The 26,103-nt window shown below is 62.8% G+C and carries 29 protein-coding genes; 2 read left to right on the top strand and 27 right to left on the bottom strand.

Annotated features, from left to right (window positions below):
- Positions 1–112: 112 nt before the first annotated feature.
- From AC07YR_RS02925 to AC07YR_RS02915, 3 genes are all read right to left on the bottom strand, one after another.
- The gene (locus AC07YR_RS02925) at positions 113–1,105 is read right to left on the bottom strand and encodes a hypothetical protein (RefSeq protein WP_494732986.1); all 993 of its coding nucleotides are present in this window, start codon (positions 1,103–1,105) and stop codon (positions 113–115) included.
- A 2-nt stretch (positions 1,106–1,107) separates the two neighbouring features.
- Positions 1,108–1,611 carry an ImmA/IrrE family metallo-endopeptidase gene (locus tag AC07YR_RS02920; protein WP_494732985.1) on the bottom strand — a complete coding sequence of 168 codons (504 nt, stop codon included), beginning with the start codon at positions 1,609–1,611 and terminating at the stop codon, positions 1,108–1,110.
- A gap of 217 nt (positions 1,612–1,828) precedes the next feature.
- Positions 1,829–2,191: a hypothetical protein gene (locus tag AC07YR_RS02915; RefSeq protein WP_494732984.1), complete on the bottom strand. Its 363-nt coding sequence runs from the start codon at positions 2,189–2,191 to the stop codon at positions 1,829–1,831.
- A gap of 32 nt (positions 2,192–2,223) precedes the next feature.
- On the opposite strand from AC07YR_RS02915, the gene AC07YR_RS02910 reads away from it, so the two are divergent.
- Both AC07YR_RS02910 and AC07YR_RS02905 read left to right on the top strand, forming a co-directional pair.
- Positions 2,224–2,460, top strand: a complete 237-nt coding sequence (locus tag AC07YR_RS02910) for a helix-turn-helix domain-containing protein (protein WP_494732983.1) — start codon at positions 2,224–2,226, stop codon at positions 2,458–2,460.
- A gap of 142 nt (positions 2,461–2,602) precedes the next feature.
- Positions 2,603–3,199, top strand: coding sequence for a hypothetical protein (locus AC07YR_RS02905; protein WP_494732982.1), 597 nt, complete (start codon positions 2,603–2,605; stop codon positions 3,197–3,199).
- A 936-nt stretch (positions 3,200–4,135) separates the two neighbouring features.
- Here the strand turns inward: AC07YR_RS02905 and AC07YR_RS02900 are convergent.
- The 24 genes from AC07YR_RS02900 to AC07YR_RS02785 all read right to left on the bottom strand — a co-directional run bounded on the left by AC07YR_RS02900 (position 4,136) and on the right by AC07YR_RS02785 (position 26,100).
- A complete protein-coding gene (locus AC07YR_RS02900) occupies positions 4,136–5,185 on the bottom strand; it encodes a hypothetical protein (RefSeq protein ID WP_494732981.1) in 1,050 nt (349 codons plus the stop codon).
- Positions 5,182–7,206, bottom strand: coding sequence for a hypothetical protein (locus AC07YR_RS02895; RefSeq protein ID WP_494732980.1), 2,025 nt, complete (start codon positions 7,204–7,206; stop codon positions 5,182–5,184). Before AC07YR_RS02895 ends, AC07YR_RS02900 begins: the two co-directional genes overlap by 4 nt.
- A 12-nt stretch (positions 7,207–7,218) precedes the next feature.
- Positions 7,219–7,533, bottom strand: a complete 315-nt coding sequence (locus AC07YR_RS02890; protein ID WP_494732979.1) for a hypothetical protein — start codon at positions 7,531–7,533, stop codon at positions 7,219–7,221.
- Positions 7,534–7,535: 2 nt separating this feature from the next.
- Entirely contained in the window at positions 7,536–8,501 is a 966-nt protein-coding gene (locus tag AC07YR_RS02885; RefSeq protein WP_494732978.1) for a M23 family metallopeptidase, read from the bottom strand.
- A gap of 9 nt (positions 8,502–8,510) precedes the next feature.
- Positions 8,511–8,837, bottom strand: coding sequence for a hypothetical protein (locus AC07YR_RS02880; RefSeq protein WP_494732977.1), 327 nt, complete (start codon positions 8,835–8,837; stop codon positions 8,511–8,513).
- A gap of 8 nt (positions 8,838–8,845) precedes the next feature.
- Complete coding sequence (locus tag AC07YR_RS02875) at positions 8,846–9,262, bottom strand: hypothetical protein (RefSeq protein ID WP_494732976.1); 417 nt, start codon at positions 9,260–9,262, stop codon at positions 8,846–8,848.
- Positions 9,259–10,179, bottom strand: a complete 921-nt coding sequence (locus AC07YR_RS02870) for a hypothetical protein (RefSeq protein WP_494732975.1) — start codon at positions 10,177–10,179, stop codon at positions 9,259–9,261. Before AC07YR_RS02870 ends, AC07YR_RS02875 begins: the two co-directional genes overlap by 4 nt.
- Entirely contained in the window at positions 10,179–11,285 is a 1,107-nt protein-coding gene (locus AC07YR_RS02865; RefSeq protein WP_494732974.1) for a Gp37-like protein, read from the bottom strand. Before AC07YR_RS02865 ends, AC07YR_RS02870 begins: the two co-directional genes overlap by 1 nt.
- A complete protein-coding gene (locus tag AC07YR_RS02860) occupies positions 11,285–12,262 on the bottom strand; it encodes a hypothetical protein (RefSeq protein WP_494732973.1) in 978 nt (325 codons plus the stop codon). Before AC07YR_RS02860 ends, AC07YR_RS02865 begins: the two co-directional genes overlap by 1 nt.
- 12 nt (positions 12,263–12,274) lie before the next feature.
- On the bottom strand, positions 12,275–16,042 hold the full coding sequence (locus AC07YR_RS02855) for a peptidoglycan DD-metalloendopeptidase family protein (RefSeq protein ID WP_494732972.1): 3,768 nt from the start codon (positions 16,040–16,042) through the stop codon (positions 12,275–12,277).
- Positions 16,043–16,062: 20 nt separating this feature from the next.
- Positions 16,063–16,458, bottom strand: coding sequence for a hypothetical protein (locus tag AC07YR_RS02850; protein WP_494732971.1), 396 nt, complete (start codon positions 16,456–16,458; stop codon positions 16,063–16,065).
- Positions 16,459–16,508: 50 nt separating this feature from the next.
- Positions 16,509–16,853 (bottom strand): hypothetical protein, encoded by a 345-nt coding sequence (locus tag AC07YR_RS02845; RefSeq protein ID WP_494732970.1) that lies wholly within the window; start codon positions 16,851–16,853, stop codon positions 16,509–16,511.
- A 30-nt stretch (positions 16,854–16,883) separates the two neighbouring features.
- Entirely contained in the window at positions 16,884–17,033 is a 150-nt protein-coding gene (locus AC07YR_RS02840; protein ID WP_494732969.1) for a hypothetical protein, read from the bottom strand.
- Between the two features lie 84 nt (positions 17,034–17,117).
- Positions 17,118–17,783 (bottom strand): hypothetical protein, encoded by a 666-nt coding sequence (locus AC07YR_RS02835; protein WP_494732968.1) that lies wholly within the window; start codon positions 17,781–17,783, stop codon positions 17,118–17,120.
- A gap of 52 nt (positions 17,784–17,835) precedes the next feature.
- Positions 17,836–18,240 (bottom strand): hypothetical protein, encoded by a 405-nt coding sequence (locus AC07YR_RS02830; RefSeq protein WP_494732967.1) that lies wholly within the window; start codon positions 18,238–18,240, stop codon positions 17,836–17,838.
- Between the two features lie 671 nt (positions 18,241–18,911).
- Positions 18,912–19,316 (bottom strand): hypothetical protein, encoded by a 405-nt coding sequence (locus AC07YR_RS02825; protein WP_494732966.1) that lies wholly within the window; start codon positions 19,314–19,316, stop codon positions 18,912–18,914.
- A 5-nt stretch (positions 19,317–19,321) separates the two neighbouring features.
- On the bottom strand, positions 19,322–19,627 hold the full coding sequence (locus AC07YR_RS02820; protein ID WP_494732965.1) for a hypothetical protein: 306 nt from the start codon (positions 19,625–19,627) through the stop codon (positions 19,322–19,324).
- 63 nt (positions 19,628–19,690) lie between these two features.
- Positions 19,691–20,710 carry a major capsid protein gene (locus AC07YR_RS02815; RefSeq protein WP_494732964.1) on the bottom strand — a complete coding sequence of 340 codons (1,020 nt, stop codon included), beginning with the start codon at positions 20,708–20,710 and terminating at the stop codon, positions 19,691–19,693.
- Between the two features lie 16 nt (positions 20,711–20,726).
- A complete protein-coding gene (locus AC07YR_RS02810) occupies positions 20,727–21,113 on the bottom strand; it encodes a head decoration protein (RefSeq protein WP_494732963.1) in 387 nt (128 codons plus the stop codon).
- 11 nt (positions 21,114–21,124) lie between these two features.
- Entirely contained in the window at positions 21,125–21,757 is a 633-nt protein-coding gene (locus tag AC07YR_RS02805) for a hypothetical protein (protein ID WP_494732962.1), read from the bottom strand.
- A gap of 69 nt (positions 21,758–21,826) precedes the next feature.
- Positions 21,827–22,567 (bottom strand): VG15 protein, encoded by a 741-nt coding sequence (locus tag AC07YR_RS02800; protein ID WP_494732961.1) that lies wholly within the window; start codon positions 22,565–22,567, stop codon positions 21,827–21,829.
- A 2-nt stretch (positions 22,568–22,569) separates the two neighbouring features.
- On the bottom strand, positions 22,570–24,168 hold the full coding sequence (locus AC07YR_RS02795; RefSeq protein ID WP_494732960.1) for a hypothetical protein: 1,599 nt from the start codon (positions 24,166–24,168) through the stop codon (positions 22,570–22,572).
- Between the two features lie 12 nt (positions 24,169–24,180).
- The gene (locus AC07YR_RS02790) at positions 24,181–25,689 is read right to left on the bottom strand and encodes a hypothetical protein (RefSeq protein WP_494732959.1); all 1,509 of its coding nucleotides are present in this window, start codon (positions 25,687–25,689) and stop codon (positions 24,181–24,183) included.
- 9 nt (positions 25,690–25,698) lie between these two features.
- Entirely contained in the window at positions 25,699–26,100 is a 402-nt protein-coding gene (locus AC07YR_RS02785; RefSeq protein ID WP_494732958.1) for a hypothetical protein, read from the bottom strand.
- Positions 26,101–26,103: the final 3 nt, after the last annotated feature.

Here is a 26,103-nt window from a genome sequence, read left to right as displayed (position 1 = left end):
GTAAACAGGATGCTCCTCACGGAGGCAGCACACGCGTACCCGGCCGGAAGCGGTCGCGCGCCTGAACAACTGAAGCCGGTCGCGCCTACCCTTCAATAGCCGGGGGTACGACCTAGCCGAGGGGTCCATCATGGGTGTCCAAGTTGTCGCCGTCGCTGGACTCGTCGGCACTTTCGGCTCCATCTAGCGGGGTCTCGGAGTCTAAGAGCTCTGACATTGCATCCGCTGGTACTTCCCGGAAGCTCTCGTTCGTGGAGTCGGGTAAGTACAGTCTGAAAGGCCATTGCCCGTCAGTAGCGCAGGCGTGACAAACGTCAATGACTTGCGACGCCTCAAGTTTCTTGCCATTCATTTTGGCGACGGCTTTGTTTACGGCATCTTCGCAGTCCCGGTCGACCGCAAAGATCGGGTACTCCCGAGCCCGCCAGACACCCTTGAGCACATGCGCCCCGTGAAAGACGAAGTCCTCCACCGTATGCGTTTTTTCGTCATTCTTCGATCCTTTGGCGTGATGGGCGGCAAGCCCCATAGCCCAAGCGACTTCCACGGAGAGCGTGAAATAACGCCTTTCAGCTCGTCCGATGACGCGGAAACCAGTATCGATGCTTGGGCCGAAGTAGTCGTAGAGGTATTTTGTCGGGGTGCGATTTCCCGACAGCGCGCTCTGGTTCAAATAAACGACCGGTTGGTCTGAGTCTCCGTATTCTGGTTTACGCGGTATGGTCGACTCGCTGTCAGGACCGGGAAACGTCGCGATGAACGCGCCACCTTTGAGCGCCATTTTCGGCTCGGCCAAGACCTGCTTCTCGTATTCATCCAAGGCGCTAAGCCAAACTCTTACTGCCCGGCCAACTGACGCCTCGTCAGTAACGTCTACCTCGAAGATCAACTCATCCCCGACAGCCTTCCAAAGGTGAAAGTCGGTGTGTCCGCCGTCGTGCTGCGCCTGTTCTCGATCGGCAGCATTTACAAACTGCGGGAACTCCCAATAGAAGCTGAGGAAGACTTTCTGCCACCCGGCCTGAGTCTGCTTGAAGTGAGTGGACCCGACCAGGTCGCAGGAGACGAATAATTTGGATTTGGCCGTATTCGATTTGGGTGCCAAGTTCAGAGACCCAGCACCTGGGCTCGTACCTCTGCAGCCTTGGGCGAAACTCCGAAGGTTTCGGCCAACGTCCACCAGTCGCTACCGACGCGAGCATAGGCTTCCCGGAAGAACTCGGCCGGCATTAGCAGTGCAGCCGCAAAGACGTTCGCCTGTGTCTCTCCACGGTTGCGCTCTCCGCGGCCAAACGTTTTGGAGCCGGCAACTTTGGGTTCCAAATAGTGCAGGAAGTAGTGGCCCAACTCGTGGGCGATGGTAAACCGGTCGCGTCGGTCGGAAGTCATCGGCGGCAGATGGACCAGGAAGTCCCCGGGGGCGTTGACGGTCAGTGCTTCTCTTGCGAAAACTGACTCAGATACGTCAACGGTGCCACCCAAGGCGCGAACGAGGCACTTGATGTCCGCTCGCCCCTCGGCCGAGTATGCATTGTGGAACCTTCCGATGCGTTCCGCGTACTCCGAAATTGCTCTGTTCGACAATGGTGATTCAGTCACTGTTTCCCTCACAGTGTCCCCCTTCGTATACGCCAATTCTATGCCAGAGCCCGGAGCTCCCCGTGTTACCAGCGCCTCTTGTGACCTGTAACGCGTGTCACAAAAGGGATCTCTTCGAGAACAGCCCCTGGATAGTTTGCCAGTCAGGAGCTGGTCAACTCTGGCAGACGCCCAGAGTCCGACACTTCGGCGTCGAGACGATCGCGGGGCTTCGGCCCGACGTGGAAAATTAGGTGGCGATGAACCCGGGCAGGCCGCGTTCCCACCGGTGGGCTTGCATGCCGGTCGGGAGCCTGTTGAACTGGTGCACATCCCACTCCGAGTCGGTAACCTTCCGGATGTCGGAGCGCGGGACCCACGTCCATGACGTCTGGTCCTCGTCGTCGACCCATGAGAAGCAGATCCAGTCCCCGGCCCAGCGCGAGCCCTCGCCGAGCACCTCGATGCGGGCGCCGTCATCAACGGTGATCGTGGCTGCCAGATGCGGGTATTTGCCGTACTCCCAGCTGTGCACCTCGGCTGCCGGAAGTTCGACGCGGACATAGGTGTGTCTCTCGCAGTACCAGAGGAAGTCGCGTTCATTGCTTGCCACAGCAGGAGTCTAGGTCCGGATATGGTGGTCCCGTGAATGACGAACTCCCGAAGCGCCGCTTCCTGACTGTCGAGCAAGTGGCCGAAGAGTTGAACGTCGGCATCCCACTCGTCCGCGCCCTGCTGAAATCTGGGGAGCTCAGAGGTTTTCAGGTCGGTGGACGTGGCATGTGGCGGGTCGGAGCGGCTGATGTCGAGGAATACATCAGCCAGGCCTACGCCAAGACAGCCCGGCAGGTCGCAGCCGGCGAACTCGCCGACGATTCCTGATACGAAGAAACCCCCATGCAAAGTCGGGGGACTCAAAACGTGGGGGTCCTTGGCTGCTCCGCAAATGGGGGTTTCCGGAGAACCCTCGACAACAGTGCGTCACGGTCACGGTTGTGGCCCAACCCGGCATTAGGCTTTCCCAATGAAAAACCCCACCGTTATTATTCGGCGCCGCGAGCAGTTTGCCATCTGGATCTTCGGCGCTGCTGTCGGCGCCGTAATCACATGTGTTGTTGTGCTCGTCACCGGCCCCGGCTGGCACTCAACAGTTCTGCAGCTCGTCACGGCATCTATCGCGACAGCAGCGTTCCTAGTCGCCGTACACACCTTCAAGTTCAACTTGCTGAAAAGTAAGGCCGATCTCTTCAACACGATGCACACCAAGCTTCTTGACGCTGACATCCAGTTGGGAAGGGCGTACCTTGCTGACATCAAGAGGCAATCCGACATCGAAGACCTTGATACGACGCCATTCAGGCTTATAAATCGGGCTTTGGCACATTACGACACGCTCGCAATGTATGCCATCAGGGGTGACGTGGTTCGAGAGCACGTTGTCTCGACGTGGGGGAGAGCGATGACTCACCTAGCACCGCAGATTCGGTGGTTCATCGCCTACCGGGAAGTTCACGACAAGTATGAATCATGGACGCACCTAACCCAGTTCCTCGACGACCTGGCTGAGCTCCCGGATGGACAGAACGAAGCGTCTCTGGCGGCCCAGAAAGCCCACACGTAATCCCCGCGACGCGCTACGAGCCGAAATGCCCCGCCCACCGAAGTGGACGGGGCTATTTCAGTTAGGGGACAGATTTGAAAGCTCGTCTTGCGAGCCCCGTTCGTTGCCTCCTGGGTTAGCCCGTACAAATGACGGTGAAACTGTACTCGAACGGCTCGTTCTGGAAGTGGAAGACCACGCGTTGGTTGGGGGCGGATCCTAAGCTGACAAGGACAGCGCGATCGTCTTCGAACGAGAATTGGATTCCGTTTGTCACCCAATGGGACTCATAGTTCCACACGTACTCTGTACCCGAGGAACTGGTACCTGTTGCATGGATGATCACTCGTTGGTCATAAGTTCCGTCACTGAGTGGACGTGAGATATTTACGTACGTGCCTTCGATATTGATGAACTCGTTAGTGCAGCTGCTGAAGGCCCCACCTAGCACTCCCGAGTGAGTGACTTGTGCGGGGTCGGCCACTGCGGCGCTGGCCGGAGTAAGCATCGCAAGGACGAAAAAGAGCGGGGCAAGTATTCGAACGGCTAAACGCATGATTGCCTCTTTGCCTAGTGGAATTGTTCTGGAACAAGGATCCGTACTTCGGGGGTGTGCACAGGGGTCCATGCACTCATGGGAGACCGTTGCTGCCGCCATCGCTCAAAATGGGCAGTGGCAATAAGGTACTCTTGCGGCCGTGATAGCGGAATAGAAGGACGGCGTCCGGATAACCGCGGACCTAGTGGACGTCCGTCTTTGTCGTCAACTGACCGGCGCTTTTGGCAAAGGCGGAAAGCGGCCGGACGATCCGGCAGCTGAAGCCTTGGAGAATTGGAGCAAAGGAAAACCCCACGCGAGTCGGGGGCGATGGCGCCACATTCAAAGAAAAATTGGCCCGTCCTCTCAGGCGGACGGGCCAATTTCAGTTAGGGCACTTAGCCGGTCGATAGGAACCGCTACGCCAGGTATCCGGGGCTTACATAGCCGAGGCCGGCCGAGCCCTCCGAGACGAACTCCGGAGGATACTCGGAGTCGCTTAGCGTGTTCACGTAGTCGCCCATCCCGGACGTGCCTGCCTTACCGGCCATCGGCTTAGCCCACACGTTGTTTGCGTAGATCGCCGTCGTCGGGTCTGAGTTCGTGAACAGGGGCGCATTGTCGCCCAGGCCGTAGGCTTCGACGTCACGAAGCCGCAGGGCACCGGTTTTGAAGGTGCTGACCGACTGGTTCAGCATGGCCTTGCCCTGCTTCGATAGCAGGGTGGCCCGGTCGATGCGAACCTCTGCCGCACCGCGCCATACCTGTATGCAGTCGGGATGGCCGTTGATGTTGTACGCGGGGTCGTCCGCTGTTGTCGGGCCAATCCTGATGTTCTGGAGCTGGACGATAGTGGTGTCCGTTCCGAATATGCGGATACCGTCGTTCATCTGCCCATCGATACGCAAGCCCTCCGCGTGAACCGTGCCCGTCTGTGAGACGAAAGCGATGCCCTGCCGGGCCGACTCGGCAACATGCACGAGGGCGCCCACTGCGTGCGACTTGCTGCTCAGCGCCCCATCGTTGAAGAATCCGGCGTCGCGGGTGCAGCCAAGGAAGTTGCTGGCGTCCTTGGATGCGTAGTAAATGAGCTCGCCGTCAACCCGAAGCGCCCCGGAGGAAGGGAACCCCGAAGTGCTCGCGACCGGCAGTGTCGCTTCGGTGGTTCCAACCGCGCCGGACATGGCTGTGGTTGCGGTGTCAACGGCTTGGATATGGCCGCCAATCACTACGACGTGTCGCCCGCCAGTCACTTCAACCAAGGCGTCATGCTGGCCCAGTCCCGAGTAGTCAGCGCCGATAGTAGTTGGCATCTGGAGGATGAGGTCCTGCCCTGCCGACAGTGAGATATACCTCGTTGCCGGATCGTCAGTGACTGTCACGGTGATGGGGCTTGAGAGCGTGGGCGGTGCCCACGTCAGCGCCCTTGCCTGATGTGGCCCGCGTCGTGTGTCGCGTCGCAGACTCATGACTCCCTCACGAAGATAACCGGGCCACTGTCGCTGCCACCCAGCCCCGTCAGCGAGCTCGGCAGGGGGTACGAGGCGTCCTTCTTCTGGAGCTCCAGCGCGGGTGCGCCTGCGCCGAAGCCGTCGCCGATCACGTTGACGTGACTCAGTGACGCCGTGCTTGTCGCGGCGAAGGCGGCGTAGTACGGGACGCCGGCCGTGAGCTTCGTGGTTGTGATCGTGATGAACTTCGTGCCCGTCGTGTTGAGCAGGGCAGTCTTCGCGCCGGACGAGACGAGCCGCGTGCCGCTCGAGTCGTAGATCCCCACGTCGCAGGGGTCGTCGGTGCCCGATGCCGTCTGGACTCGGAAGGCGAGCTTCGTGATATACATCGTGCGGGACGGGACGAAGCGCGCCAGGCAAGCCCGGCCCGACGTGAGCGCGACGGTCGAGAGGGTGGACAGCGGAGTGCCGGGCGCTACCATACCGGGCTGGCCGTTATCCCGGTCGGTCTGGAGCGTACCCGTGGTCAGTAGCGCCTCATTTGGCAGCGCATTGCCCAGCACCCACTCGTTGGCGGCGCGTTTGCGAAGAATGGCCCTCCCGAACTTCCCGAGAGTGAGGCCGCTGTCACGGAACAGCGGCCCCGACGATTGTGAAGCGTGCGCGGTGCCGAGCCAGCCATAACCGGCAGTGTCACCGTCCGCGTAAGCGGCGGGTGCTGTTGCACCCTTTACGACAATGAGCCCGTCCCAGTCCACAATCTGGCTGGACGCCGTGGACACGGCCTGCGAGACGATCATGATGTTGTCAGTCCCGGCAGGGATGATGGCGTTCTCGATGAGCGCGACGCCGTTGACTACAGCCGCGCCGAAGGAGCTCTGTGAGACGGTAGTGGTCCCGGCCTGGAACCGGACGGCGATCTGCCCGCCGTTGGCGAACGCCGAGCGGACGTTAATGCGGGCGCTTACGGCATCGCCCACCTTGAGGCCGAGCGTGTCTAGGGCGCCGGGGATCTGATAAAAGAATCCGAAGTTCTGCCCGGACGCCGTCGATGTTGCGCGGGCGCCATAGCCACCGAGTAGCGCGGCGGCAGGGTCGCGAGTTAGACCGCCAGTGCGGGCCACCCATCCGGCGAAGTCCAGTTCCATGGTGGGGTTTGTGCAGAAGTTCCGGAAGGTCGGCTCGATGGACACCCCGCCTGCGCCGATCCTAACGACTTCGACTTCCGTTCCAACCGGGAAGTCAACTGACGAAGTAAGGGGGACGATTACCCGCGTATCGGTGGCTGCGTTGATTTCCACGGCGTTGCCACGGTCACCCAGGCCAAGCGTGTAGCCGGAGGTGGCTACGGACGCGGTCTTGATGCCCTTCGCGGCAGCGGCAGAACTCTGGCTGACGTAGGTCGTTGCGGCGGTTGTGCTGTCCAGCTTGGGTGCTACTGCGGCCGAAATTGGCGCTGCAACTTCACTGGCAATCGTGGCATTTAGTGCCGCTCGCGTGGCGCTCGCTCCGTTGCTAACCTGTGCTGCGATAGAGGCGTCATCCGCCACCCCGGCCGGGCCCTGGGCGCCGGTAGGACCCTGTGGGCCCGTAGCCCCGGTTGAACCCTGGGGACCCACCACGGCACCGGCATCCACGATTGAGGCGTCTGCCTTCGTGAGGATCAGCCGGCCGGAACCGTTGACCGTTGCCGTCGCCAGAGTGGACCCGGCAGCGTCGGACGCAGCACCGGCCGCCTCCTGAGCAGCCAGGGCCGAAGCCTCAGCTGCGTCCCGGATCCCCTTCGGCGAGAAAGCCACAACCGTCAGGCCGCCACCGACGAGTTTGACGCCGTCTGACGTTGTGATGAAAGGCTGAACGAAAGCGTCCGCGCTGCTCGTCAATGGGTTGGCAAGCGGTAGGCCACTCAGATCCTTGAGCGCCAGCGGCGTCGAGTTGTTGGTGTCGTTCCAGTCATAGACCGTGATGGAGGCGCGGACGGCGCGCTGGAAAGTGACGGGGTCCGCGATCAGCGTTCCCTCGTACGGGTAGTCGGTCATGGATAGGCCTGCCTATTCTGCTCGGTGTTCGGGGGCGTCGATGGCGGGCTTGTTTCCAACCTGCTCCAGCACGGTGGCCCACCATCGGAGGATGGTGGTGTACGCCAACTGCTGGGCGCCGTAGACGGCAAGGATGGTCTGGACGATGTCCGCGGAGTACCTGATCCCGCCGGTATAGGCGAGGTAGCCCCAGCCGATGGCCACGGACACGACGATGGAAACGGACACGCTGACTAGCCGTGTCCATGACTCCCGCTTGGCCAAGGCGATGGCTAGCGGGGAGATGACCGTGAGGAGCGCCGTGATGACAGTTGCGAGGACATCCATGGTCAGGCCTCCAGTTTCACGGTTGTGGTGATGGATTCGATGGCATCCTTCACGCCTGCAGCGGATGCAGCGCGGATCGCGTCATAGTCGACGGTGACACCCTGCTTTTCGCTCAGCTGCTTGACGAGTTCCTGCAGCCCTGACACGAGGGCGGTGGTCCGCATTTCGCGGGTGTCGGCGTACCCGAGGTCCACGGCTGGGGACGTGGTGCGGCGCTGGCCTTCGGGTGGCTGCTTGCCGTCGTATCCAAACCACGGAACGCCGGTATTCAGGGCCTCCTGATGGAACTTGTTTCGGGCGTCCTTTTCGACCTGAGTTGTACCGGCGAAGATGTCCGCCTTGAACTGGGCCGAACGGATATAGCCGATGGTGTCTAGGACTAGTTTTTGTTCTGCGTCCGTGAGGGCCATGAGGAATCCTTCTTCCGTTGGGGTGATGCTGCCTTGTGGGGCGATGGCCCCGGCGCCGGCGTAGTCCGGGTTGAGGGAGCCGTAGAGCCATGGGGTCGGGTCGATGCGGCCGCGCCAGCGGTCGTTCAGGTTGTAGCCGCGGAGCTTGAGCATGCCCAGGTGCAGGTGCGGGGCGGTCGCTGCCCCGGTCGCCCCGGAGTATCCGATAACCTGTCCCTTGGTGACGTACTGGCCGACGGCCACCGCCCAGCGGGAGAGGTGCAGATACTCGGTCTGCACTTCGTAGGCCGGGTGCTCGATCAGAACGGCGTTGCCACCGCCGGAAAGGATCGCATGCCAGTAGCCCGCGTCCCCGGCGAACGCCACAACACCGTCAGCGACAGCCTCCACCGGGTCCCCGGTGAAACAGCCATAGTCGATGCCGTTGTGCCCGTCCCAGCCGATCGAATGGTAGAAACCGCCCGGGTAGTCGACGGTGCCGTCACCGTCCCAGTCGTCGAACTCCGCAGCCCAAGCCTGGGTGATCGGGCGGGAAGTTGGTAGCGTGAATCCGCTCATCAGTGCTCCTTAGTCTTGGCCGGGCGGGGGTTTCTTGAGTTCGGGCCAGGGCCGGAGCTCTTTGTCGGTGACGCCGTGTTCGGTACAGTCACGGCGCAGCTGGGAGGCGTACTCTTCGGTCAGGCGCCGGTTGTACGCTTCACGGTCCGCCCGGTTCCGCTCGCGCTCGGCGTCCGCCCAGGCTTCGTTCCGCTGCTCTTTCATGCTGGCGTTGCGGAGCCGTTCACGGCCGGCGGTTCCGTTGAAGTACTTCACGACGCCGTTGACCAGGACCACGAGGGCGCCGCTGCTGCCGACCACCCCGAAAACCGTGACGAGTACCTGTGCTGAGTCCATGCGTGTGCCTACCGTTCGGGGTCGTAGGCGTAGTGCCTGGTTTTCACGAGGCGTGCAGCGAACGCGAGGATGGAGAAGATCACAAAGCAGAGAGTGGCTATTCGGAGGCTGGCCTGCGAAACGGGCAGGGACGTGACGGACACGCCGTAGATGGCCATCGCAAACATGCAGAGAATCGCTCCGGCACGTTCAAATAGCCAAGCGCCCTGCAGGACAGTCGCGAGCCCCAGCCCGCCGCCGGCCACGAGCATGCCCGCCCAGCAGGCCACAAGGGTTTGGCCGAGACTTGACTGCACTGTCCGGGGCGGGTCCGAGACCACGGCGAGGCCGAGGACGAACACCGCCAGATAGGCGAAGAAGTAGATGACGGACAGTGCGCGTGGCTCCTGCACGCGGAGCCAAAGCTTGTTGAGGAAGTCGATCATTTCAGGGCCGCCAGTCCGTTGAACTGGGCAACCTTCTTGAGGGGCTTCGGCCCGATTTTGATGCCCGATGGGGTCACGTAGTAGAACGCGCCGTTGGCATACTCGTTGGTTGTTCCCGGTACGAATGTCGTGAACGCTGGGGTCATCCCCGCCGGGAGATTGGCAACTACCCAGCCTTCAAGAGGCGGGCCGGTCACCGCCACGTCACCCACGTAGCGGACGTCGCCCTCGACGTGGAGGAATGCGCCGCGCCCCACGAACCGGGCCCGTGCCTGGCTGCCGTTATTGTTCGCCCAGTCGGTGCCGAGCGTGAGGCTCACCCATGGGCCGGAACCGTCCTCGTTTACCCACCCGGGCACGTTGTTGGCCAGCAGCTCGTACGACCAGAGGTTAGCGCCGATCTTCACTCGGGTGCCTACCTGCGTCAGATAGGTCCGCACCAGTTCATCCTTGGCGACCATGCCGCCGGCGGCGGGCCACACGCGCAGGTCAATGATCTGCTGCGGCGCGCTCAACCCGCCAACCCACTTCACGAGGGCGATGGGCTGGTCATCCTCCACGCCGGGGCCAACCTTGCGTGACGCCGGGATCTCCGCGGCCACGCCGGACTGCAGCGCCACAAGCGTTGACGGCCCACCGAGTGCCGGCTGCCAGTTGCGGCGAACGACAATCAGGTCCCATCGGGTGCCGGAGGCCAGTGTCGCGCACGGAACCACCTGATCGACCGTCGCCGTATCGGTGACGCCGTGCCCGTGCGCCCGGCCAGCCTTCACCAGAACGTTGTATGGGATCGACGGGTGAGCGGTGACCTCGAAGTCGCTCACGCCATACACGCCGTATATGGGTGTCCCGGCCTGATTCTTGGCCCGGTCCGTTTCGGTCACCACGCCGTCGTAAAAGACGCTCGTCAAAGCCATTAGCGGGCCTTCCTGTCTGCATTGTCGCGCTGGAGGGCGCGGATTCTTTTGGCAAGGTTGAGGTCCGGGTCATCGGAGCGTTCGCCCACGACGGGAGTTGCGACGTCGCCGCCTTTGTCCCATGACAGCCGGGCCTCGCGCAGAACGTCCGTGAACGCCTGCCCGTGGATCATTGCCGTCACCTGGTCGCCGACGCGCAGCCCGTCGCCGCCATAGCGGAAGTGCGGGGTCTCGGATAGCTCGAGGGAGAGCCCGGCGAGCGGCGCGCCCTCTGCCAAGACTTCGTTGGCGCGGTCTGCGTAGACGTCGCCGGACGATGAGTCGCGGGCGTCCTGTAGCACTTCGATGACGTCGTTCCAGGCGGATTCGCGTGACGTGTCCTGGAATTCCCGGAACTCGCGGGCCACTCCCTCGCCTTGGCCGCCGACAACCACGCGGGTAGTGTTCGGGGCCGCCAGCGAGTAAGTCCCGCCGATGACGGTCCCGTTCTCGGGGGAGAGTCGGTGCGGGTAGTCCCGTGTGGTGTAGCAGTCCAGCAGTAGCCCGGCGCCGTCCTGCCGAACCGTCACACCGATCCCAGCCTGATCCACCGCAGGGAACAGCCGGTCATAGGCCGGATGGAACCGGAAAGTGTACTTGCCGACCGCGCCGCGGCCGAGCGATGGGGCCACGGTCAGCGGGAAGCCGAGCCGTGCCGCGTTCTCAGCCATGACAGTCTTCACGACAGTCTCAGCCGGGCCCGTGATGGTCCGGTACTCGACGTCCTGCCCAGTGAGGGCCGCCGCCGGTTTCGGCCAGGCCAGCCAGTTATGCAGGATCCGGAAGTCGCTCTCAACAGTGAACGTCAGATTCGGCGCCACAGTAAAGCTGCCGCCAGCCAGGCGCACCGGGCCGGACACCTCCAGCTCGCCGTGACGGTAGATCATCACGCGGGCGCCCGGGGCCATAAGGTCGGTCGCCCGCAGATGATCGGCGTCAATGGTGAAGGTCGCCGTGGACTTCATGTTGTGCCGGATGGTCGGCTTCAAATCTAGCGGCCGCCCCACCCAGCCAGCGAACTCCCAGCCTCGGTAAACCACGATCTCGTACGGGATCTCGGAGGCCACTACCACGCCCTCCAGTACTTATTCCGGACAGATGCAATCACGGTGCCAGTCCCGGTCATCTGGATAGTCAGCGGCCGGTCCTGCCCTCGCGGAATAGGGACGAACGCCGACGCCGGGTCGAGTTCTGCCGTGCGGTCCACGGCGGACGTGATCGACTTGGTTGCGGAATCCCATGCCCCGTACCAGAGCACTTGCCCGTTGACCGGGTCCGTGTCGAGCTGCACCGCGTAGCCTGCCGGAATGTCGAACGGAACGATGATGTCCCGGCCGCCGACGCCGAACGACACAGCCGTCGTCGGGCCTATCGCAGTCCAAACCGCATACGCCGGCACGTCGCCGTCGTTCGTGAACGTCGCCGTGCCGAGCGAGCCGCCAGGGGAGAGGTAATGGATGGCGTCGGCAGGGTAGCCGTACGTCGTCCGGTCCTCTTCGGTGATGTAGTAGTTCCGCATGTCACCCTGAGCCCATGACTTCGTGACCGTCTCGCCGAGCCAGTACGGCTGGTCGGCGAGCAGGTTGATGCCGTACTTCGCCCAGCCGCGCTGCACCGGGTCATGGTTCATCTCGTCATCGGAGCCCAGTAGCCGGAGTCCGAGCGTGCGGCGCCCGCCGTTCGGAACCCCGGCCGTCCACGTGCCCTCAAGGTCAGGGTCAAGGGACTGCCAGAATGCGCGGTCCCTCTCCATGAACTCGGCTGAGCCCCGATCCGAGTAGAGGTACAGCGGCCAGAACACGTCCCGGTCATTCGTTGACGTGCCTCGGTGCCGGGAGCCTGCGACCATGGGCGAGGAACTGGACTGCCGGTCGAACGACGGCAGGTGCAATCCCCGCACGCCCGGCCGCAGGAACAACCCTGTGGCCGGGCGTGTGAGCTCCCACTCGGATCCGTCCCAGCCGCGCCACGACAGGCTAATGCCCCGCCATGGTGACTCCGGCGGGGCCGGCGGAACGTAAGGGATGGCGTAAGCGATACCCACTAAATGGCCTCCCTAGATTCCGAAAGCTGCGAACGTGTCTCGCCGCTTCGTTTCGATACGGTGTGCGACCTCGTCGGGGTCCCATCCGACGTTGCCGTGGAAATGGGTGTCGCCCCGTCCGCCGCCGCCCTGCGTGGCGAGCCTGCTGATGTCCGCCCACTGCTGCGGGTTGAGGATCGCCTCAGGCTTGCCGGTGCGGTTCACTACCTGCGAGATACCAGGGGGCAGGATGCCGCCCAGGTCATACAGCGCCGGGCCCGCCGCCGAGCCGTGGCCGCCGGTGATGAGTCCGCCGACCGCGCCGAACAGCTTCTTGCCGACGCCGATGGCGAGGTCAGCGATCATGCCGGCGGCCGGGAACGCCTCTTTGAACTTCGCCAGCAGCCCGTCGATGATGCCGGCCAGCGGATTGAACCCGCCGCCCGAAGGCGTGCCCGCACCCGTGAGGTAGCCGTAGGGGTTGACATCGTTTGGCCAGCCGCCGGCGAACGTCCCGAAGTGCAGGTGAGGTCCGGAGCTGATGCCGGTGTTACCCGACAGTGCGATCTGCTGCCCGGCCCGCACCAAGTCGCCGACCTTGACGGCCATCGAGGACAAGTGAGCGAACCACGACTGAATCCCGGAACCGCCATCGACATGAACCTCGTTGCCGCCCCATACGCCAGGCGCTTGAACGCCGGGACCGGACCACGACACGCGGCCGTCCTCCGTAGCGAAGACAGGAGTGCCGACCGATGCTGCGAAGTCGACGCCCTTGTGGATCCGGTTGTAGCCCTGCGTCTCGATCAGCTGCTTGAGCGGATTGACGATGCCGCCCTTAGCGAAGCCCTCACCGAACAGGGCCCGAGCCTCCGATGCTTTCCGGCCCATGATCGCGGCCTTATTCATCGCGTACAAGCGCGCACGCTCGTACGGGTCACGCATGACCTCAGAGACCAGCACGCCCTCACCCTTACGCATGGGCACCAGCTGGTCGTCGCCGTTCCGCCATGACGACTGCCCCGGCAGGATGCCGCCGCGGGCGAACCCGTCGGGGAGCGCCACCTTGGGCAGCTTGTCGATGCCCGGCAGGATGCCAGCCACCGTGTTGAACGCGCCGATCAGGCCATCGTTGATGACCGTGTCGATGACGAACTTCACCGGCATCTTGGCGATCTCAATCAGCTTGTCCCAAGCTGTCTTGATGAAGCCCACGCCCTTGTCGAATGCATCCGGGATCGTCTCGGTGATGAACTTGTTCAGCGCATCGAATACCGGCTTGATGACGTTGTCCCAGACCCACTTGATCGCGTTACCGATGCTGTCGAAAACTGGCTTGATCGCGTTGTCATACAGCCAGTTGAAGGCGTCCGGCAGGATGACCGTGAACACGTTCACCCACGCATCAAATACCGGCTTTAGCAGCGTCTCCCAGACCCACTTCGCAGCGTTGCCGATGGCGTCGAATACTGGCTTGATGACGTTGTCGTGCAGCCAGTTCAGCGCCTGCGGGATGACAACGGTGAAGAAGTACACCCAGTTGTCGAATACGGGCTTGATGACGTTGTCCCAGACCCACTTGATCGCGTTACCGATCCCATCAAAGACGGGCTTGATGACCGTGTCGTAGAGCCAGGTGAACACCGCCGAGAGTACGTCCCGCACGAAGCTGACAGCGGTGTTGAAGATCGCAACTACGCCGTTCCACCAGTCGCTGATGGCCACGCCGACCGCGGCAAAGATCGCAACGGTCGCGTTCCACCAACCGGCGATAACGGTTCCGATGGCGGTAAACGCCTCCACCATCCGATTGCAGAAGGCCATGAACAGCGGGATCACAATGTACGTGATCAGCGAGACCACGAGCTGGAAGACGCCACGGAAGAACAGATAGAAGCCGTTGACAATTACGCCGATGGAGTCGAATACCGGCTTGATCGATGTCAAGTACCAGTCGGTAAGCACGGCGCCGACGAAGGCTACCGCCGCGGAGATCCCGTCGAACACGGGCTTGATGATGTTCTCGTACAGCCACGTGAACACAGCGCCGATACCGTCGATGGTTGACTTGATGAACGACGCGATTCCGTCGAAGGCTGGCTTGATCCAGTCAGTCCACAGGGACATGAAGTATCCGCCGACCATGTCGATGGCGGCCGACCATGTGGGCATTGCCACGTTCGTAAACCAGTTGACCACGGCGCCGATGGCGTCTTGAATCCAGCCGAAAGCGCCGGCCACGACGTCGCCGATCCAGCGCATGGCAGCATCTACGCCATCCTTGAACCAGCCGATGTTGTTGTAGGCCAGCACGAAGGCGGCGATGATCGCTGCGACGCCGGCAATGATCCAGCCGACCGGGCCCATGGCGATGAGCCACGCGGCGGCGATCTTGACAGCCTGAATGGTTGCCTGGGCGCCCATGAGGAGCCAGCCGCCGACCATGGCCACAACAGCCCACGAGTGGACGAATGCGGACTTGATAGCTTCACTTCGAGCGATGACCCATGCGAACTTCTGCTGAACGGCGCTCTTGACCGCTTCCACACCGAGTGCGACCCAGTGGGGGATCAGGGAGACGACAATGAGACCGGCGATGACGCCGATGGGCTCGCGCATATCCCACAGCCACTTAGCCACGTCTTTACTGGTGTCGATTACTTTCTCGAGCGCGCCAGGGATCTTCTTGACTTCGTCCCGGATGGTCAGGAGGAAGTCAACGAATCGGGAATCTTCCTGCCAACCGAAGGCGGACGTCAGCTTGCCCGTAAAGTCGCCAGTGATCAGCAGGTCATAGAGGCCCTTCGCACCGTCGCGGACCTTGAGTAGAAAATCCACCAGTGGTGAATCCTCTTCCCACCCGAAGGCCGCGGTGAGCTTGCCGGTGAAGTCGCCCTTGACGAGCAGATCCCAAAGGCCCTGCGCGCCGGAGATGGTCTTGTCCAGGAACGTGCCGATGGCCGCGCCTGCGATCTTCGCGCCCTCTTCCAGCGGCTTGAGCCAGTCGATGGCGCCGGCAAAGAACTGCTGAATCTTCGGGTACACGCCGGACAGCAGCGATGCGCCGATTCGGCCCACAGCCGCCATCGTGTTCTTGAAAGCGCCTTGCAAAGTCTTGCCGGACTCCAGAGCGGCGCCGCCAAGCCCTGCCTCCATTGCCTTCTGGAAAGTCTCGAAGTTGATCTTGCCCTCAGAAGCAAGGTTGACGGTTTCCTCGGCCGTCGTGCCGAGCTCTTTACCAAGCAGTTGCACGATGGGGATACCGGCGTCATTCAGCTGGGCGATAACGTCGCCCTGAATCTTGTTCGAGGACGCGACCTTATTGAAGATCGCGCCCATCTCGCCCATGCCCACGCCCGCGATCGTCGCGGCGTCACCGGTCAGCCGGAGTGTCCGCTCAAGATCCTTGCCGGGCTTTACGCCAGCTGCCACCGCTCCGGCCGCCACTGTGGACGCCTCGTCAAGGCCAAACGCGGTGCCCTTCACGGCGGCCATGGCGTCGTTCATGATGCCCGTTACGGACTCGACGTCGTGGCCCAGCCCGGTCAGCTTAGCCTTGGCATTCTCGATGGCCTGCAGGCGCCCGAAACCCTTGGTGAGCGCAACGCCGAGGGCAGCCACGGCAGTAGTGCCAACCGCGATCGCACCTGACTTCAGCGCGCCGCCGAGGGCGGAACCCATCTTGGACCCGGCAGACTGGCCCGCGGACGTCGCGGCGCCGTCGAGCTCTTGGCCGACCTTCTTCTGGAGGTCCTTGAACACCGGAGACACAAGGACTTCGGCTACACCGATTACGGGCACAAGGGCCTCCTATGGAGTTGTCAGATGTCGTCGGATGCGAACCCGAACTGCTGGACGAAGAGCTCAGCCCAGTTGCGTTCCGCCGCCTCGATGGCGCGGTCAATCTCGGTGTACGGGGCGGGGAACGGCTTCTCTTCGCCGGGCTTCCCGCCAGCCGCCGCGATACTGACCTGCCGCAAACCTTTGATGGCGTGCAGGATCTCGCGGAGCATGGTGATGTTCAGATCAAACTCGGAAATTCTTGGGGACCACGGGTCGGCGTCGTCCGGCCGGGACATCCGCATTTCCGCAAGATGCTTCGCGGATTCCGGGTCGTTAGCTATTGCCTCGTTGAGCTTGCAAGCGGTGGGCAGGTTGTCGATCAGCTCGAGCAACGCAACCCACCGCTTAGCCCGGAACCACTCCGCCAGGTCCACGCCGAACTCCCGTAAGAGGTCGGCGCGGATCTGCGGGCGGTAACGGTGGATCAGCTCGCGGAGGCGGTACCTTCCCCCGGGGTCCCTACCGTCTGCTGGTAGTAGGCCATGACGCGCTCAATGAGTGCGCCGTGGACGCGCAGCGGCAGCCGGGCTGCGACGTACGCCTCGTAGTCCTCCTTGGACAGCCACTCCTCGAGGAGTGCGAAGTCCGTCCTGCCAGTTCCTTCGAACTTGGCGAAGAAAGCCTCAGCTTCGACGGCAGGCAGGTCGTACAGGTCGGGGAACGTGATGCGCTTCCCGCCTTTGAGTGCGAGCACGAAAGGCTCTGGCTTGGCGACCTCCGCCTCGAGGGCAGCGAGGGTCAGGTTGATGTTCGGCTTGTCTACGGCCATGGTGTTACCTCCGGGTGTGAGGGGTTGGGTTTACTTGGTGGACTTGGCGGCGTCGGCCTCGCGCACATCAGCTGTGCGGGCCTTCTGCTCGGTGTAGCCGTCGCGGCGCAGCTCGGCGGCCTCGGTGGCTACGGCGGTCTCGACGGTGTGCTTGCCGTCTTTGGAAATGAAGCGGGGCATATCGGCTCCTAAGAATTTCGGGTGTAGGTGGGAACGGTGCGCGCCGCCACACCCGGAGAGCGGCGCGCACCGTGATTGGGGGGATTAGACAGCGGCGGTGAAGCCGAGTGCCGTCTTGTGCTTCACAGCACCCGTGCCGCCGATGTAGTGGCGGACCGGCGTGCCGATCTCGGCATCCGTGAACACGTTGAAGGTGAGCGGCTGCGACACCGGATCGCCAGTGCCCCACTTCTGCGAATCCGTCGAGGAGAGCTTCACCGTGCCGTAGCCGCGGCCGAGGATCCAGTTGTCAGCGGCCGGACCATCGGAGCCGATGATGAGCAGGCGGTATTCCTGGCCAACCGGCAAGTCCGGCTCGTCAATGACGATCTCGCCCGACGCGACAGCCTGCGTTACGGCGGTCAGGTCCGTGCCGTAGGTCAGTTCCAGCATGTGCTTCCGGCCGGTCTCCAAAGGAGTCATGGTCACGGACCGCGCAACTTCGGTGATGTCGGAGCGGACGGGGCTCGCATAGCCAAGGGCGGAGACATCCTCAGTGCTGATGTCGCGGCCGAACTCGTAGCCGTCCGGGGTGACGAGCCCAACGGGTAGCCAGCCGGCGGTCTTGAGGTCGATCAGGGCGCCGCCGACACCGAACAGGGTTTCGGGAAGGTCAACGCTGGTTGGCGCCAGGAAGGCGACGGCCTTCTGAATCTTGCGGACCAAGTTCCGGTTGTCGGATTCCTGGCGGATCGTATCGAAGGTAGGCATGGTGAATAGACCCCTTTCAAGGGCTCAGAGTTGGTTAGTTCCCCGAACGGGGCTAGAGGGGCCGGGACGTCACAAGGAAAGTCGCCACGGCCTTGTTGAGAGTGTCGGACTGATATGGGACGTCGGCAGGGGTGATGTCTGTGGCGATACCGTCGATGTATCCGGACGGCGTCTCAATGTCCGATCCGACGATGGAAGCGGCGATGGACTCCAGCGTGTTCTCGGCCTGTTGCCCGGGAGCATAGACCTCGATCGTCGCCCGGTCCACACGGTCAACGAATCCCCGGGTGCCGCCGTTCACGTAGATCAGCGCCAACGGGAAGGGCCCCTCGATCGCCCCGTAGGAGTCCGCGGGGACCTGGTAGACCGCCCGCACCGGGGCGCCGAGATGCGTGGCGCCGTCGATCAAGTCGAAGAGGGCATCCCGCGTGTCCGGGAAGAGGAGTGCGTCGATCATTTACCCCTCACCTCCATGGATTGGGCTACGCGGAGAAGGATCGCGTCCCTCGTGTCTTTCCAGTCCCGGCGGGTCTCGCGGACAACGGCTCCAGCCCGACTTTCGTTCGCCCAACCGGCAGTCACAGTCGTTGGCGCGGCCTCGTACTCGCCGCGCCCCACGGCTTGCGCATTGCCAGCCAGGCGTTGCGCGGCCGCCAAGGTTGCCTCGCCAACCGCCGACGATGTGGCGATGTCGCGGAGCCCGCTGTCATCAGCCATGTAATACCGCGAACCGGGAACCTTGCGGACTGCCATCAGGACATCACCAACCCAACCTCGGAACCATACGGCCATTCGCTAGGGCGCCCATCCACAGACCATGTGCCCTGCATCCGCGCACCCGATGGAACGCGGATCCGGTCAGCGGGTAGGAACGTGAAGCCCGGTCCTCGGTACAGGACTGCGGCAGCACTCACAATCTCTGAGCGGTCCAACGGGTCAGCGGTCGCCCGCGGCCCGATCAGACACCCAGTGACTATGATCTCCATGGTCGGTAGCGGGTTGCCCTTGGCGTCCTTGCCGCCGCCCCGAAGAACGGTCACAGCGGTCAGCCAGGACTTCGGGAACCGATTCACGATTGACATCCCCGGCGCGTGGTAATCGCCCGGCAGTGAATATGCCACGCCCATGTCAGCCTCCCGGGTGAATCGTCCAAGCCTGCCGGCGCGGACGGGACTTGCCCAGAAGGCGCTTATCCGCCGCCGACAGGTAAATATTCCCGTCCGGGTTGTGCACCTTGCCGCCCACCGAGAACGGGCCCGTGCCGAACTGGAAGGTCTCCAGCCCGGCAGTCGGCGCATCGTCGGTGACGTCCATGGCCCGCTTGACCATTCGGTTCACCACGAGCTTGGGGATGTCCGGATCCATGCCGCCGTCCTCCACCGAGATGGAGAGCCGGGCGTCGATGTCCGGGTAGTTGCCGCGGACCTCGACGGACGCCTCATGAAGCTTTTGCGTCGCTTCGGTTTCGTCCTCGGCCAGCAGCCCGGGCCAGTGCAGCTTCAGGTTGGCCAGCGTCGCGTAGTCAGCGGCCATGGCTCCTACTTCCGGGTACGGCTGCCGCGGCGGGCAGGTGCGGGGGCAGTGAAGTCAGGCACATCGGTTACAGCCGGCTGCGGCTCTTCCTCGGACTGGGTCTCGTCAGTCTCGGAGTCGTCAGCGGGGCCTTCGGATTCCGGACCGGGGCCCTCGTCCGATTCCCCATCGAAGTCGATGGCTTCCTCAGGTTCGAGGCAATGTTCGCCCACGAGCTCTTCAGCCCACTCAGGGACATCGTCGCCGGGGGAGAAGCTCACCGGCCGGAAGACGGGTGACATCAGTGCAACATGCACAGAGAACTTTGGCATTGCTTTCCTTTCGCAAAGGGTGGGGATGGGGCGCCGCCGAAACGGCGCCCCATCCGGTCATGTCTAGAGGACCTTGGCCACCAGCGAGAGGTTCGCGTTGGCCAGCACCGGCAGCGCGATAGCGTCGGACTCGACCGTCGCGATGTGCGGGATCGACGTGGCCTTGTGGGCGCCGACGACAACGCCAGGCTGCTCGACGTCGGCAATGCCGTACTCGGACTCCTGCGAGGTCAGGGTCTGACCCCAGAACGTCGCGCCGAGGTCCGACTCGCCTTCCATCGGGTTGACGGGAGCGGGCAGCAGGATCAGCTTGTCGTCCGACAGAACACGGCCGCCAGAAGTGCGGCGGTCGTACACCGTGACCGGGGGGAGGCCAGCCGCGATCAGGTATTCGCGGACCTCGCTGGCGATAGCGGGGCGAGACGCTCCACCCACCAGCGTGGTCTTGAACTGGTCGCCGGCTGCCAGCGCAATGAGCACGCGGTCAGAGGTCACGATTGCGCCTGGCGCCGTGCCATCGTTCGTGGCCTTGTAGGTGGCCACGAGCGTCTGCAGGTACGTCAGGCGATCGACGGACGACGTCGACCACAGCGAACCTGCGGTGAGGTTGTGCCCACCAGCGCGCCCGAAGTCGTCATCGAACGCGAGGTTGCCCTGGTTGACTGTGGCCTTGCCGGTTTCCAGCACGGTGCCGCGGAGGCGTTCGATGCGGTCGGCAATGGCGCGGGCAACGTTGCGGGCTTCCTTGAGGATGCTGTTGCGCAGCACCTCATCGGAGGCGTTTCGCATGCGCAGCTGGTCGTACTCCGAGATGATGCGCTTCTGCCCGAGGGGCAGCATCTCCAGAGTGACGCGCTGACCCGAAGTGCTGCCAGCGATCTCCGGCTCGGCGTCGAACGCCCGGAAGGACGCTTCGGCGACAAGACCAGCCTGGCCCTTCACGAAGCGGACGTTGATGTCGCTCACGAAGGTGTTGGGCAGCCATGCAGCGAGAGAGGCCTGGTTTACTTCCAGATCCTCAAGGGCCGTGCGGACGTAGCCAGTCAGCTCGGCCGGAGTGATGAGATCAGTCCAAAGTGCCATGAGTCATCCCCCTTTCTTAGACGAAAACGATGGTGGTTGCGGACAGTTTGGCGGCGGCCGCCGGCTTCACAAAGGTCACGGGGACCTTCGACGCGATAACGCGGCCGTGGTCGATCAGCGGAACAGGGAAGTCAGCGGTGCCGACAACCTTCTGATCCGTGAGGACGAAGCCGGCGAGGATGCCAGCGGCGGTCACGGTTCCTTCAGTCGCGTCGTACGGGACGAGGACACCGCCGACCTTCGCGACCGGAGTGCCGGAGCGGATGTAACCGTCCGGGTAGTGGGTGCCGGCAGTGAACGTGGAGATGTCCAGCTGTTCGGTGCGTGCCGCGTTGACGGCATGCTCAGAACCGAGCCAGGACATGTTCCCGCTGCCGAATGATTCGGAGGTGTAGCGAGGCATGGTCAGCCTTCCTAAGAGTTGGTTTTCTTGTGCTTGCTTTCGTAGAGCTCGCGGCCGGATGCCACAGAGCCCTCGGCGGGTTTGTCGCCGGTGCGGGTTCCTGACTTATGAACCGGGTCAGGCTTTGGAGCTTTCCCCTCAGCTCGGGCGTATAGCTCGGAGATCTTCTTGGCGGAGGCGAGGTAGCTGGCCTCGTCCGTCCCGGTCACCAAGTCTTGGTAGTCCTTTGGGACAGGGTGCTCCGCCAGTGCGGTGAGACGGGCGTTGGCGACTTTGAGCTTCGCGTTCTCGGTCGCCTGATCGTCTCGTTCCTTCTGGGCCCGCTGGATGTCGGACAGCTTGGCGTTCTCGGCGGCCTGGATCTTCGCTTCCGCGTCGGAGGCGCGCTTCTCGGCGGCTTCCCGAGCTTCGCGCTCGGCCTTCAAAGCCTTGATGCCGCCCTCGCCGAGCTTCTCGTCAGCGTCTTTGGCTGCCGCGGCCGCGTCGGATGCTGCCTTCGCTGCGGCATCAGCCGCTGCCTTTGCCTCAGCTTCTGCATCGATCTCCATGACGGCGTCACCGAAGGTTGTTCGGTGGAACGCCATCAGCGCAGTGAGTCCGCCGGGGGCGGTGATGTCAATGCCGTGGGGGAACTGCTTTTTCAATGGGAAAGCTCCTTCGTGAAAGCCGCATCGCACGGCAAATAACCCTGCCCGCATCGCACGGAAGGGAACCTAGTGGGTGTGGACGCCGTCGTTGACGAAGTCCGGGAACTCGCGGCGCATCGCTGCGGCGATTTCTTTCATATCGCCGGAGCCTGCGGAGTCGCGGGCGATCATGTACATGTCGTAGTAGTCGTCCGGCAGGTATCCCTCGGGGTAGTCGTCCCCACGCCGCAGCGGTACCGCCTGGCAGTCGCACTTGCCGTGGTACTTATCTCCATCCGCACGCGTCTCCGCCGACTTCTGTGAGACGTAGACAGCATCCCGGGAAGCGAGAATCAGACACCAAGAGCAAGTCTTCGGCCCGGTCGGAACCCGGGCCCATGTGGCGCCCTCGCGATCCGCGTTCCACACGATGGTGTCGCGGCCGTGCTGCTTCACGTACTTGTCTGTGGCAACGGTGAGAGCGGACAGCATCGCGGCGGGCTCCGGAGTCCACAGGTGACCTGCGACGTACCGGACCTTCTCTTCGACGCGTGATGCGGATATTGGAGATTGCGGGGCGGCCACGCGGAAGCGGCTTGTTGCGCCCGACTCGGCGCGCTGCTCCTCGTACCAGTCCATAGCCAGCACCTCGGCCACCTGCCCATACTGAGCCACCAGTATGGGCAGGAACTCCAGCATGGCGTCACGCACGGCCTCGGGACGGGATAAATCGAGCGCTGCGAAGTATGCGGCCAACTCGGCAGTAACCCGGCTCGAAAGCTCGGCAGATGCCAGGCGGTACCGTTCAATCGACTCGCGTTCGACCACTGCTAAGCATCCTCACGGATGGTGATTGGGTTACCCGGGATGAACTTCACGCCTGTCAGCCCAACCTGCGAGGCTGCCGACGCGGCGTCCACTCCGGCGCGACGGAGGGTGCCGAGCGCGTCAGCCTTGGCCTTCAGAAGAGTGGCCTGTTTGAGCTGCTCGTCAACGGGTCCAGCTGCAGCCTCGCCGTCACTGAACACCGGAGCGGCGGAGACCTTAGCCGCCGCCATGAGGGTGTCGAGTCGGGTGCTTGACTCGGCGCGCTTTGCATAGGCAAGGTTCCGCTCGATCTGCGACTTGGTCAGGCCGTACTCCTCCATGGCCACCTCCGGATCGCCGTTGGGGAACGTCATGGAGTACTTCTGCGCCGAATCAGCACGTGCGGCACGAGTAGGCGTGCCGGCATTCGCAAAGTGTGCCTTCAAGCCGCGCAGCTCGGCGGCCATGGCCGGCGTGATACCGCCATACTTCACTGCGATAATCGTCCGTGCCAGGTTCTGCCGTGAGATGCCGTAGCTGAGGTCGCGCTCGTACTCCACCATGGCCACCATGTCCGATTCCGACGCCAGAATGGCGTCAGCGCTGGACGGGTTGTCATGGATGATGCCCAAATATCCGACGGGTATGGACAACTCGCTGGACACCATCAAGCCGATGGTCCGGAGCATCTCACTGTGCGGCTGCATTGATGCCTGCTGCAGCTGCTCAAGCTTGGGCGTAATGAGATCTCCGGTTTCCTCATCCCGGGTGTTGGGCAGAGCCCAGACACCACCGATGAGTGCGTCGAGGGGAGATATCCTCTTGCCGGTCTTGGGGTCTGTGAAGTGCTCTTCCTCAGCGCCCAGCAATGTCCGCTGCGGTGCCGAGAAGAACTCCGCAGTGACTTCCTGACGGAGCATCGTTCGGACGCCTCGGTCGATGTACCCCATCAGTGGTCGAGTCACACGGGACCGGCCCATCGGACGACTCAACGACCATCCCCAGATGTAGGGGACACAAGGAACGAAGTCAGGGACACCGACGTGCTCCCGCGTAACCTTCCACTCCTGATCCTTGCGTTCAACGCTGAGAGTCACCCCAGGCATGTACAGCAAGTACTCAACACCGCTGATGAACTCGAGCGCCATCGTTACCCGGTTCGACCGAGGATCGATTTCAGCAGTGCCCTCCACTGCCGTCCGGGCAGAGACAATGACCTCAGGTTCCCCAAGGATCTGATCTCCCGGGGTCACAAAGACAAACGACACTCCATGCTGAAGTGACGCCTCAATGGCCATCCGCTCAACGGCCGCATAGTGGGTATCCTCGAAAGCGCCATGGATCTCATCGAGAAGATCCGACTGCCGCGGAAGAGTGAAGCCATCCGGGCGGATCCTTGATGCCGGCGTGATGATGCCTTTCCGGGCCCAACCGATCGGAGTCTGGAAGTCCACCATGTGCGGCGGCACTGAAAAGCCGATTTTGTCGAGGCGCTTCTTGTCATCGACATACTTGGTCCGCAGTTGGTTCCGGCTCGCCTTCCGCCGGATGGTCCTCAGCATCCGGTTGAAGGCTGACGACTCAACATCAGTCAGGCGGCGCGCTACATCAAGAACAGCCAAGCAGGCCACCTCCTAGAAAACGATTGCGCCGCGAACCTTCTTCTCAGAAGCCTTCGGAATGCGGCGGGCGAACTTCTTCGCTCCAAAATGGGCGCAAGTCACGGCCACGGTCGGGGCCAGATCGACATCGAGGCTCGTTCGGTTCCACTTGAACGAGCCAGGGCGGTTCTTGATCGGGTCCTGCGTGGTGTTCTTCGCGGAATGGTCGAGGTGTTCCTGGCCGAAGTGCGTCACGGCCGGGTGTTTCTCGACCGCTTCATGCAGGCCCGAGCACGCCTGTGTGTACTCCTGGCCGCTGAGGATGAATACCTTCATCTTCTTGGCCTTCAGCAGTGCCTCGAGCGGGTCACGGGCCGGGGAGTATGCATCGATGACGATGGGGATGCGGCGCTTCGCACGCTCCCACAACCACTCCACCAAAGCCGTAGTCCCGCGCTCATCGAACGGGGCATCAGCGGCCAGCTCAAGGTGGATGCTGTCGCCCTCTGAGAACGTGGATACCCCGATGGATACCTTCGTGCGTTCCGGGTTCATGTCCACGCCATATGCGGCCACTGGCCAGTCAGGATCCGGGTCATCGATCGCCCGGTCGTCCCACTTCGTGAACGCCAGTTTCCCGGCAACCGAAGGAGTCGGCCACATGTTGAGCCGCTCGCGCGCGAACGACCGCGGGGAGAACTTGTGATGCTCAGTCTCGACCGTCCGCAGCTTGATGCGGCCGCCAAGTGCGGGGTTGGCCTCGGACCAGTTCTTCCGGTCGGCAGTGAAGATCCGCAGCTCCTGCTCGGTCATCTTGTCGACATCGCCGGCCGGTGAATGTTCAACCCATGCCGAACGCTTATCAGCACCGGTCACGGCAGCATTCCGGACCCGCACGAAAGGCTCGCCGCGCTCGGAGAGATCTTTCGGGGGAGTGCCCATGTAGATCGTGATCGGATCACCAGACGGGGCGGCCGAGGTAGTCGGCTCAAGAGCCTCCTGCTCGTCCTCCTCATACTCCTGACCCTCATCAACTACAAGGACGTCAAAGGAACTACCGCGCCCGGCGCCGCCCGTGCGAGCGCCCAGCTCGATCAAACCGCCCGTGTGGAGCTCGATGGCTTCCTGGCCGTTGGTCTTGCGGATTTCCTTCACCAGAGCGTTCAGCTCGGGGAACTTCGCGTGAGGATCATTGACCCTCGTACCGAAGAAAAACATGAGACGCTTGAACGCCTTGCGCGCAGAACTCAAAAGGTGCGAGGTGTGCAGGATCTTCATGTGGAGCGCCACCATCAAGTAGAGCTCAACAATCTCCAGCGCGCCGTTCTTACCGTTCTGCCTGGGGACGCTCAGGCCCCACGTCGAAGCAACCCAGCCAGCATCATCAGTCCGCAGCCAAGCCCGAACAACCTCCGCCTGCCAAGGGTCCGCGATGTAGTTATAACCCTCAGCGAACTCGAGTGCGTTCTCGGCATGCTCCATGGAGTAGCCACGCGGGGAAGGAGCGGTGTTGAAGCGTGCGACCTGCGAACCGATCAGCACGCGCACCACCTAGGCCTTCAGTTTTTTGTTCAACCTGTCCAGAGGGGAAACATTGGAAGGAAGGTCCGACGGCACGGGAGCCGGCGCGGCTGCCGCCTTGGAATCAGCGGGGGAAAGCTTCGTGAGAAGGTTCGCCAGTGCGGTCGCCTGCTGCCGGGCCTCAGCCAACGGAGCAGCGAACTTCACCTCGACGTTGATGTTCCGATCGCCATCCTCGTCAATCTCATCGAGGTGCAACCGGAACTGCATGAGGTTCAGGACGCCCTTGCCCTGAATGATGTTGTCCAACTCGTCCAGGCGGTCAGCAGTGCGGGCAGCCTCCAGCACCAGCGCATTCCGAGCGACGTCAGCCCCGGACATCGTCTGCCAGAGAGCAGAACCGCGCTCACCAAGTCCGGAAGGCTCATCCACGGC

The organism is Arthrobacter sp. GW460-12-1-14-TSB2 (assembly GCF_059423525.1).
Note: the sequence above shows the minus strand (reverse complement) of the source record. Positions and strands in the feature narration are given on the sequence as shown.

What these genes read in the sequence shown, in the direction of transcription:
- AC07YR_RS02905 (WP_494732982.1), top strand. Translation starts at nt 2,603, where the DNA reads ATGAAAAACCCCACCGTTATTATTCGGCGCCGCGAGCAGTTTGCCATC.
- AC07YR_RS02900 (WP_494732981.1), bottom strand. Translation starts at nt 5,185, where the DNA reads ATGAGTCTGCGACGCGACACACGACGCGGGCCACATCAGGCAAGGGCG.
- AC07YR_RS02895 (WP_494732980.1), bottom strand. Translation starts at nt 7,206, where the DNA reads ATGACCGACTACCCGTACGAGGGAACGCTGATCGCGGACCCCGTCACT.
- AC07YR_RS02890 (WP_494732979.1), bottom strand. Translation starts at nt 7,533, where the DNA reads ATGGATGTCCTCGCAACTGTCATCACGGCGCTCCTCACGGTCATCTCC.
- AC07YR_RS02885 (WP_494732978.1), bottom strand. Translation starts at nt 8,501, where the DNA reads ATGAGCGGATTCACGCTACCAACTTCCCGCCCGATCACCCAGGCTTGG.
- AC07YR_RS02880 (WP_494732977.1), bottom strand. Translation starts at nt 8,837, where the DNA reads ATGGACTCAGCACAGGTACTCGTCACGGTTTTCGGGGTGGTCGGCAGC.
- AC07YR_RS02875 (WP_494732976.1), bottom strand. Translation starts at nt 9,262, where the DNA reads ATGATCGACTTCCTCAACAAGCTTTGGCTCCGCGTGCAGGAGCCACGC.
- AC07YR_RS02870 (WP_494732975.1), bottom strand. Translation starts at nt 10,179, where the DNA reads ATGGCTTTGACGAGCGTCTTTTACGACGGCGTGGTGACCGAAACGGAC.
- AC07YR_RS02845 (WP_494732970.1), bottom strand. Translation starts at nt 16,853, where the DNA reads ATGGCCGTAGACAAGCCGAACATCAACCTGACCCTCGCTGCCCTCGAG.
- AC07YR_RS02840 (WP_494732969.1), bottom strand. Translation starts at nt 17,033, where the DNA reads ATGCCCCGCTTCATTTCCAAAGACGGCAAGCACACCGTCGAGACCGCC.
- AC07YR_RS02835 (WP_494732968.1), bottom strand. Translation starts at nt 17,783, where the DNA reads ATGCCTACCTTCGATACGATCCGCCAGGAATCCGACAACCGGAACTTG.
- AC07YR_RS02830 (WP_494732967.1), bottom strand. Translation starts at nt 18,240, where the DNA reads ATGATCGACGCACTCCTCTTCCCGGACACGCGGGATGCCCTCTTCGAC.
- AC07YR_RS02825 (WP_494732966.1), bottom strand. Translation starts at nt 19,316, where the DNA reads ATGGCCGCTGACTACGCGACGCTGGCCAACCTGAAGCTGCACTGGCCC.
- AC07YR_RS02820 (WP_494732965.1), bottom strand. Translation starts at nt 19,627, where the DNA reads ATGCCAAAGTTCTCTGTGCATGTTGCACTGATGTCACCCGTCTTCCGG.
- AC07YR_RS02815 (WP_494732964.1), bottom strand. Translation starts at nt 20,710, where the DNA reads ATGGCACTTTGGACTGATCTCATCACTCCGGCCGAGCTGACTGGCTAC.
- AC07YR_RS02810 (WP_494732963.1), bottom strand. Translation starts at nt 21,113, where the DNA reads ATGCCTCGCTACACCTCCGAATCATTCGGCAGCGGGAACATGTCCTGG.